The 7,293-nt window shown below is 62.2% G+C and carries 10 protein-coding genes and 1 pseudogene; 6 read left to right on the top strand and 5 right to left on the bottom strand.

What is annotated here, in order from left to right:
* Positions 1–33 precede the first annotated feature (33 nt).
* Together RCH22_RS21090 and RCH22_RS21085 are read right to left on the bottom strand one after the other, a co-directional pair.
* A pseudogene (locus RCH22_RS21090) lies at positions 34–528 on the bottom strand (IS5 family transposase); the annotation flags it as partial.
* A gap of 87 nt (positions 529–615) precedes the next feature.
* Positions 616–921 carry a DUF262 domain-containing protein gene (locus tag RCH22_RS21085; RefSeq protein WP_327015682.1) on the bottom strand — a complete coding sequence of 102 codons (306 nt, stop codon included), beginning with the start codon at positions 919–921 and terminating at the stop codon, positions 616–618.
* A gap of 186 nt (positions 922–1,107) precedes the next feature.
* Between RCH22_RS21085 and RCH22_RS21080 the strand changes: the two genes are divergently transcribed.
* Complete coding sequence (locus tag RCH22_RS21080; RefSeq protein WP_327015681.1) at positions 1,108–1,563, top strand: hypothetical protein; 456 nt, start codon at positions 1,108–1,110, stop codon at positions 1,561–1,563.
* Positions 1,560–2,576: a zeta toxin family protein gene (locus RCH22_RS21075; RefSeq protein ID WP_327015680.1), complete on the top strand. Its 1,017-nt coding sequence runs from the start codon at positions 1,560–1,562 to the stop codon at positions 2,574–2,576. Before RCH22_RS21080 ends, RCH22_RS21075 begins: the two co-directional genes overlap by 4 nt.
* A 37-nt stretch (positions 2,577–2,613) precedes the next feature.
* Here the strand turns inward: RCH22_RS21075 and RCH22_RS21070 are convergent, their stop codons facing one another.
* Genes RCH22_RS21070 through RCH22_RS21060 form a run of 3 tightly spaced genes read right to left on the bottom strand, consistent with a single transcriptional unit; the run spans position 2,614 to position 3,274 of the window.
* The gene (locus RCH22_RS21070) at positions 2,614–2,844 is read right to left on the bottom strand and encodes a hypothetical protein (RefSeq protein ID WP_327015679.1); all 231 of its coding nucleotides are present in this window, start codon (positions 2,842–2,844) and stop codon (positions 2,614–2,616) included.
* Positions 2,841–3,002, bottom strand: a complete 162-nt coding sequence (locus RCH22_RS21065) for a hypothetical protein (protein ID WP_327015678.1) — start codon at positions 3,000–3,002, stop codon at positions 2,841–2,843. Before RCH22_RS21065 ends, RCH22_RS21070 begins: the two co-directional genes overlap by 4 nt.
* Before the next feature lie 11 nt (positions 3,003–3,013).
* On the bottom strand, positions 3,014–3,274 hold the full coding sequence (locus RCH22_RS21060; protein WP_327015677.1) for a glutaredoxin domain-containing protein: 261 nt from the start codon (positions 3,272–3,274) through the stop codon (positions 3,014–3,016).
* Positions 3,275–4,065: 791 nt separating this feature from the next.
* On the opposite strand from RCH22_RS21060, the gene mobC reads away from it, so the two are divergent.
* The 4 genes from mobC to RCH22_RS21040 are packed head-to-tail and all read left to right on the top strand — an operon-like array spanning position 4,066 to position 7,244.
* Positions 4,066–4,458, top strand: coding sequence for a plasmid mobilization relaxosome protein MobC (gene mobC / locus RCH22_RS21055; RefSeq protein WP_327015676.1), 393 nt, complete (start codon positions 4,066–4,068; stop codon positions 4,456–4,458).
* A complete protein-coding gene (locus RCH22_RS21050) occupies positions 4,455–6,104 on the top strand; it encodes a relaxase/mobilization nuclease domain-containing protein (RefSeq protein WP_327015675.1) in 1,650 nt (549 codons plus the stop codon). The genes mobC and RCH22_RS21050 overlap by 4 nt, the downstream gene beginning before the upstream one ends.
* The gene (locus RCH22_RS21045) at positions 6,076–7,035 is read left to right on the top strand and encodes a hypothetical protein (RefSeq protein ID WP_327015674.1); all 960 of its coding nucleotides are present in this window, start codon (positions 6,076–6,078) and stop codon (positions 7,033–7,035) included. Before RCH22_RS21050 ends, RCH22_RS21045 begins: the two co-directional genes overlap by 29 nt.
* On the top strand, positions 7,032–7,244 hold the full coding sequence (locus RCH22_RS21040) for a hypothetical protein (protein ID WP_327015673.1): 213 nt from the start codon (positions 7,032–7,034) through the stop codon (positions 7,242–7,244). Before RCH22_RS21045 ends, RCH22_RS21040 begins: the two co-directional genes overlap by 4 nt.
* Positions 7,245–7,293: the final 49 nt, after the last annotated feature.

Genomic DNA, 7,293 nt, shown 5'->3' with positions numbered 1-7,293 from the left:
ATCGTGACGCTGCAACCTACTCTTGACAGCGACCTAGGGCGTGTCTCCTAATTCGTGTAACCACACCACGAGGGCGCTCAGAACAGCTCCACCTCGATAAGTGAGGGCGAGTTTTGTCGTAGCGGGTGGCGAGTCCGCGCCACTGCTTGAGGTGTTGAACGAACGCTCGATGACGTTGCGGCGCTTGTAGGCTCCTTTGTCGAGGCCGACCGGACGGCCACCGTTCGTCCGCGGCGTTTCCGGTTGCCGACCTGGTCGGAGCGTTCGGGAATAACGACTTGGATGCCTCGCTTTCGCAGCATGGCCCGTGCGCTTTAGCCGAGTAGGCCTTGTCTGCAAGTACCCGGTCGGTCGAGTGCGAGCCCGCCGGGGCCGATCCGGGTCGACGCTGAGCGAAGCCATGACCTCCGGGAACATGGCGAATCGCCGCCCTGCCCGGCCCAAAAGCACCACGAGCGGGCGCATGTTCCCGTCGCAAAGCTGGTGAATCTTGGTGGTCACACCACCGCGGGACCGGCCAATGGCATGATCAGGAGGCTCTTCCAAAAGATTCGTGTAATTCGACAGGGCCCCCCGTGACGCGCGGAAGATTCGTCGCGTGTTGATGCGCCCGATTCACTGTCGAGTCCACGGACACCTCCCAATCGATCTTGCCCACCGCATCAGCTTGGGCCAGCAACCGGGCCAGTACTCGTCTTCTGGATCAGGAAGAACGAAGCTGCCAAGCTTCTTTTCGGTCTTCAACGCCGTACGGCTGCGCCAGAGCAGAATTGTTCCGAACGGATATTCCTTGTAGATGCTGTCCATCAGCAGCGCCGCTCGTTGTGGCTCCCAAACGAAGTCTCGCTGAAATCCTGGGATGCGAACTTCACCGTGGAGGACGCGCCCAATGAGGGTCTTGATCTGGATTTGCTGGCTCACTACGGCCCGCTTCTCATAAAATGCCCCGCCAGTAATAGCTGAACGTCGTCGTTGGCTGAGAGTCTATCGAGTGCCTCCATCATGTCTTACAGGTGGTTCCACTTGCGGGCACATGCTGAGATCGTCGGGCGTCTGCCTAGATATTCTCCTCTCAAAGTGATAACTTTAGTTATCGGAGGTATAAAGATGAGCACTATTGAGAAGCCGGCCGCGCTAGCGGAATTGGTGCGGGTCAAGGCGCGACGCGACACCGTTGATTTGGACTATTTGCGTGCTGCCCGTGCGGCCGCCGAGAACGCGAGCCAGCGTGAGATTGCGCGGATCTTGGCCTTGTCGCAGCCGGCGGTTAATAAGATTCTTGCGAGAGCCAAGGGCATCGCTGATCTGCGGCCGACGTTCCATGGGGCGACTCCGTTCGAAATTGCTCAGCGCTACTCCGGGGGCTTCATCGATCGTGCCCAGGTGATTGATGAGCTGGCACGGTGGCCGTATCTTCCCAAGCCCAAGGCTGACGAGTTCGACGATGTGTGGGAGCCCGGTGAGGGAACCTGGTATGACGTCGAGGAGGCGCTGCAGCAGGGCCTTATCGACGGTGAGATTTACTCGGCCGCGCAGGCGCGCCGCCATGTTCTCAAGCAATGACGCCTGATGAGATCGAGCGTCACGGGAACCACCTGAGCGAGTTTTCACGCTCAGGTGGTTCTTTGCGTGCCGACGCGCCGACGGCCACGGTCAACAATCCGGCGTGGTTCATCGACGGCGACTTGACCTTTGAACGGCAGCAGTTTCATGCGCGGGTGCGGGCGGAGTTTCGCGAGGAACAACCGAATGTCTTGACCGATCGCAAAGCGATTGTGTTGGCGGGCCCTCCGGGCGCCGGTAAGTCGACTGTGCTTGGCCAGGTGATCGCGGCAGCCGGAGGCAGCGCCGATCAGTGGCGGGTGATTGATGCGGACCATTTCAAGGACGTGTTGTTGCGCGAGGCGATTGCGGATGGGAGCTACGTGGGCTGGGTCGTTCCGGATGATGTGCGTGTGCTCCAGGACGGGGGAGAGGGGTTCTATCCACGGGAGCTCGCTTCTTTGGTGCACGATGAATCGTCGCAACTGTCGAAAGGGGCTCGCGCGGATGCGATTCGATCAGGCGATCGGATAGTCCTTGACACGGTCCTTTCGAACCCTGAATCGGCTGTGAGGATGGGGCGGATGCTCGAGCGCGCCGGGTATGAGGTGACGGTGGTCGAGGTGGAAGTGAGCTTAGACGTGTCGCGTGATCGAACGCGCGATCGGTGGTTGCGCGGGTGTGTCGAAGCTGAGCGAGGAACTGCAGGTTCTGAACTCGGCGGCCGGTGGGTGCCGTCGGCATATCCTGAGTCACTTTTCCCGAACGGTGCAGAGCACTCGACTTGTTTGGATGCCGCGACACGGTTGGCCAAAGAGAACGGCCATGTGACTCGGTTCGAGCGTTACCAGGTTGTGGATGCGAGCAAGCCGTCACCGGAGAAAATTAATGTGCACGTTCGGCTGTCGATTGGCTCCGCATTGCTCGATGAGCGGGTTGCCCTGACTGCCAAGCGTGCCCTGGATGGCACTGCCAGCGGTCGTCCGCGACGAACGTCGCCGCGGACGAACCGGGATTCCGGGCTTTCCCGGTAGACCGATTCGACCCCTATCTATCGGGGCTCGAATTGAGTCAGGCAGCGGTGGCCGTCGGACGCGTTTCTGCCAAGGCTCGTGATGCTCTCCACCGCACGACGTCTGCCGTGTTGTAGCGGATGAGGCCTAAGTCGATGCCGTGGAAGTTGGGTCCGGCGTTGCCGTGTCGCAAGGCGCTGAGTTCTGCACGTGTGATGCCCAGGGCGGCGCTCGTTTGGTCCGGTGTCATCAGGGGTGACGTCGGTGATGTGTAGGTTGCTGTGGTCATTTGGCCTGGTCCTTTGTGATGGTGAGTGTATTTGCGAGGGTGTAGCCGTAGCGTCCGTGGGCCCGAAGGTTGTTGAGGCGTTCGGCGACTTTTCGGGCTCGTGCCAGGTGCTCTGTGTCGTTGATGGGCAGTGTTGTTTGCACGGTGGTGAAGTCCATCGCCGGGGCTCCTACTTGCTGGTGAGGGAGGGGTGGTCGCGCGCCGCCGTGATCTTGGCGATCCAGTCGGGTCGGAATCCTGACCAGGAGACGACGCGGGTTACGACGATGGGCGCTGAGGTGTAGCCGAACTGTTTCATCAGGTCGAGGGCTCGCGCGTCGGTTGTGAGGTCGATCACGGTATATGGCAGGCCGGCGGCGTCGAGCGCTCGTTTGGTCATCGTGCACTGGACACAGTTCGGCAGCGTGTACACGGTGAGCGGTTCAATCATGGTGTGGTCCTCTCTCATAACCCCATTGCCTTTTGGCGCACGCCGATTTACAGCGTCAGGGGTGAATTGGCAAGGGACCGTGGAATACCGGAGGGAGCGCAGCGAGTGAGGATATGCCGCGAAAGCCCTTGCCGAGAGAGGAATGGTGCGTACGATAAACAGCCGAAAAGGCAACGGAGTTGTACGAAGAAGCCCCGTTGAGCTGGGCTCGGCGGGGGCTTCTTCGTTTCAGAAAGGAGCCGGAGGCTACACCTCAGTGTTTGGAGTCGTGACCGGGGGAGTGGTGCGTCGTTTGCGTGCCTTCGGGGCGGACTGGCCGGGTGCTTTAACACCTGTAGCGTGTAGGTCTTTTTCGCTCCATCCGGAGGCTAGCGTGGCACTCCATGCGTGTTCGTGAGCGAGGGTTGCCAGCTTCAGTTGTTGGTCTGCGATGTCGTACTCTTTGCCGGCGTCCGCGAGTACTCGTACCGCTTCTACGCGCGTGTCCACGTTCACTTCGATAATTGCCCGCGCTCGGGCGGCTGCATCTTCTGGTTTCACATTCGCGTCGCTCAGGCTCCTGAGATTACAGGCACGGTGTACGCCTCACGAGAGCGAGCCTCAGGCGTTGTTGTACTCTGACGAGCTGAGCGGAAACGTCCCGTATCGGCGACGCCGATTTGGAGCAAGCTATACATTTACCGGTGGTAAATGGCTTCCAATTCTGGACGCGGCGCGCCCGAATTGGCATACTTGACGTATGGTCCCCGAGGTTTCGGGGTCGCTGCGCTGGGCCGGGGGAGGCGAACACGATGGCTGAGAAGAGCGAGCGTCGGCTGTTCGGCCGGCAGCGTCGTGCGAACGTCGAGGGTGGGCGCGAGAAGAGTTACCGCGTCTACGTCACGCCGGATGAGGATGCTCAGTTGCGGGCCCGGGCTGTCGTTGCCGATGTCACGGTTCCGCGGTTTTTGTTTGAGTCCGCTTTGAACGCCAACATCGAGACGAATACGGATCGTAAGAAGGCGATTGCTGAGCTCTTCACTCTCACCCGGCTGATGGCCACTGTGTCGAACAACGTCAATCAGCTCGCCAGGTATGCGAACACGGAGGGCCAATTCCCCGCCGATGCGGGGGCTGTTGTCGCGGAGTACCGTGCGCTGGCGGGCAAGGTTGAGAACGTCATCGATAGGTTGGCCGAGTCATGATGCCCAACATTCGCCGGGGCGGCGCGATGGGTGGCCTCATGGTTTACCTCGCTGGCGGGGGCCGTTCGAACGAACATGAGGAACAGCACCTCGTTGCGGGCGATTCCGCGATCATGGCTCAGCACGGGTACAGCGTGCTGGATCGCGATTCGGCTCTGTTGATTGCTCGGAGCCTTGACGCTCCGAGGCGCGCGTTCGAGGTCGACGTGTTGCGTACGGTGAAGGACTCAGACCCGGTTACGGGTGAGGTTACGAGCAAGCGTGTTGCCGGGGACGTGTGGCACTGTTCGCTCTCGCTGCGCGCGGAAGAGGGTCAGCTTTCCGATGAGAAGTGGGGGGCGATCGCAGAGGATTTCGCTAACCGGATGGGCTTCACCGAGACCAGCGGTAAAGCGCCTTGTCGTTGGGTGGCTGTCCGCCATGGGTTGTCGACGAACGGTAACGACCACGTGCACATCGCTGTGTCGCTGGTTCGTGAGGATGGCACTAAAGCGTCCACGCATAATGATTTTCGGAAGGCTCAGGACGTGTGCCGGGACCTGGAGCGTGAGTATGGGCTGGAGCTGTTGGAGAGCCGTAGCCAAGGAATTGGAGAGCGCGGCGTCAAGCCCGCCGAGCGAGAACGCGCCACACGCACCCACTCCGTCGAGGTCGACGCTCACAAGATGGAACGCACCGTGCGGGCCGCCGCGACGGCGTCGGTCGATGAGGGCGAGTTTGTTCGCCGCCTCCGACGCGGGGGAGTGCTCATCCGGCCCCGCTACGCCGCGGGGCGCGACGACGTCGTTGCCGGCTACTCCGTTGCCGTCCGTCCGCGTGCAGGTGAGAAACCGATTTGGTATGGAGGTGGGCGGCTTGCTCGTGACCTGACCTTGCCGCGCCTTCGCGAGGGATGGCCTGACAGCCCCGAGGGAGCGCAGGGCGCCGTTGACGAGTGGCGGGCCACGGCGAAGAACCCGTGGCAGTATCGACCTGTTGCGCCGGGCCGAGAAGAGATGACTCCGGCGCCGGAAATGTGGCAGCAGTACAGCGACGAAATTGGGCAGCTGCGTAAGCAGTTGCGCGACGTACCCGTGACCGACCGGGCCACGTGGGCCCACGTCGCGCGAGAGACTTCCGGCGTCTTCGCTGCGTGGTCGCAGCGCGTTGAGGTGACACCAGGGCCCCTCGCCCAGGCCTCGCGAGAGCTAGCCAGGTCGGCTCACCTTCGAGCACACCAGTCACGGCCCAAGCCCGTGCATCTGGGTTCAGGTGCGAACGCGGCGATGATCCTCATGCAGGCGGCGGCGGTAGCCGGCGGCCAGGAGAGCATGGCCCAGGCCATCATGCTCCGCCAGCTCGGTCGGATGTCCGTCGCGATCCTCGATATGCACACCGCGGTCGGTGACGCCCGCCGGGCGGAGCAAGTCACGGCGATGATGCGCAACCAGTTCGCGGCGGTCAGCGAACGTCTGCCCGCGGTTCCGAGCACGGACGCTCATCCCGCTTCACGTACGCAAACGACTGCGGTCCCTGATGTCATGCGTCGTGCCACCGAGGGACTGGCAGCACCCGGAAGCGGCTCGCCAGTGCCGAACACGTTGCATTCCAGCAAGCCCAAGACACCAGCCACGCCTCGTGAGCGTGACGGCCGGGGCAGAGAGTAGAAGGAGTAGGACTATGGCCGAGGAAACAGACGGTGTAGGCGAGACGTTCGACGACTCGTTGCGTGTCGCACTCACCATCGCTTCACAGTTCGGAGAACGCATCTCCCGGTTGCGGGAACAGACCGCACGCCAGCGCGAGGCTGATGCGGTGCAGGAAGCCCGCGAACTCTCAACACGGTTCGAGGCCGAGCGTGGAGCCGCCCGGGCAAGCCTCGCACCCGTGGAGCAGGCCGAATGGTGGAACCAGGCGAGCCCGCAGAACATAGCCGACGTGCACGAAACCGCGACCGCCTGGCGCGACTTCGATGACCGGGCCAGGAACGCCGCCGACAGAATCAAGAGCGAGGTTCAGACGCGCTACGGAATCGACGCCGACGCACCAGGAGCCGACGCCGACGCCGTCGCCGCGGCCCTGGCGCAGGCAGAACGGGACCGTGCAGATGCGGCATCCGAGCGTTCGAAGGCGGGAAAAGAACTCACCGCCAGTCAGATGCTCCTTGCCCAGATCGACCGGCACGAGCGCGAGGCTCAGGAGTGGGCCGCAAAGGACTGGAACACCGGTGATTTCGATGGAGCCGACATTGCAGACGCGAGCGAATTTTCCCGGCGCGACGCCGACTGGAGACAGGCCGGCGAATCGCTTGACAGCCCAGCAGCGCGAACGGCGGCCGACCTAGACCGGGTCGGCGCCGCCGAGAACGACCAGGGAGCGCAGCAGTACGACAGCTCCGAACGTCGTGAAAGATTCGCGAGCAGCCTGGAGAGCAAAGGCATCGCACAGGCAACGATCGCGGCGCGCATCCTCGCTGACGGGGAGAACGCTAAGCATCCACGCGAGGCAATCGCATCGACGACAGGCAAGGCTGCCAAGGTCCGCAACAAAAGCAAGAGCGCTGTGCCGCAGCGCGCCCGAGGAGGGCTATCCCGATGAGGCTGAACTTCGTAGCGGACTGGTCTCGGCTTCGGGAAGGTGATCGCGTGAACTTGTACGTGAAAGGGAACAAACTTCCCAATTGGGAGAACGTTGAAGTGAACTACGTCGACGAAGAGGGCAAGTTCATCAAGGTATGGAGCGACGTTGGCGGGCACCCGCGCGACTCGCTGCTGAGGAAGACGTACGAGGTCGAGCTGTTGAACTGAGCACAACGAAGAAGGGGCCGCACATGTGCGGCCCCTTCTTCGTCCGCCG

The sequence above is a fragment of the Cryobacterium sp. GrIS_2_6 genome (genome assembly GCF_035984545.1).
Lineage (GTDB): Bacteria > Actinomycetota > Actinomycetes > Actinomycetales > Microbacteriaceae > Cryobacterium.
The sequence above is the reverse complement of the archived record's forward strand: the minus strand, read 5'-3'. Positions and strand labels throughout refer to the sequence as shown.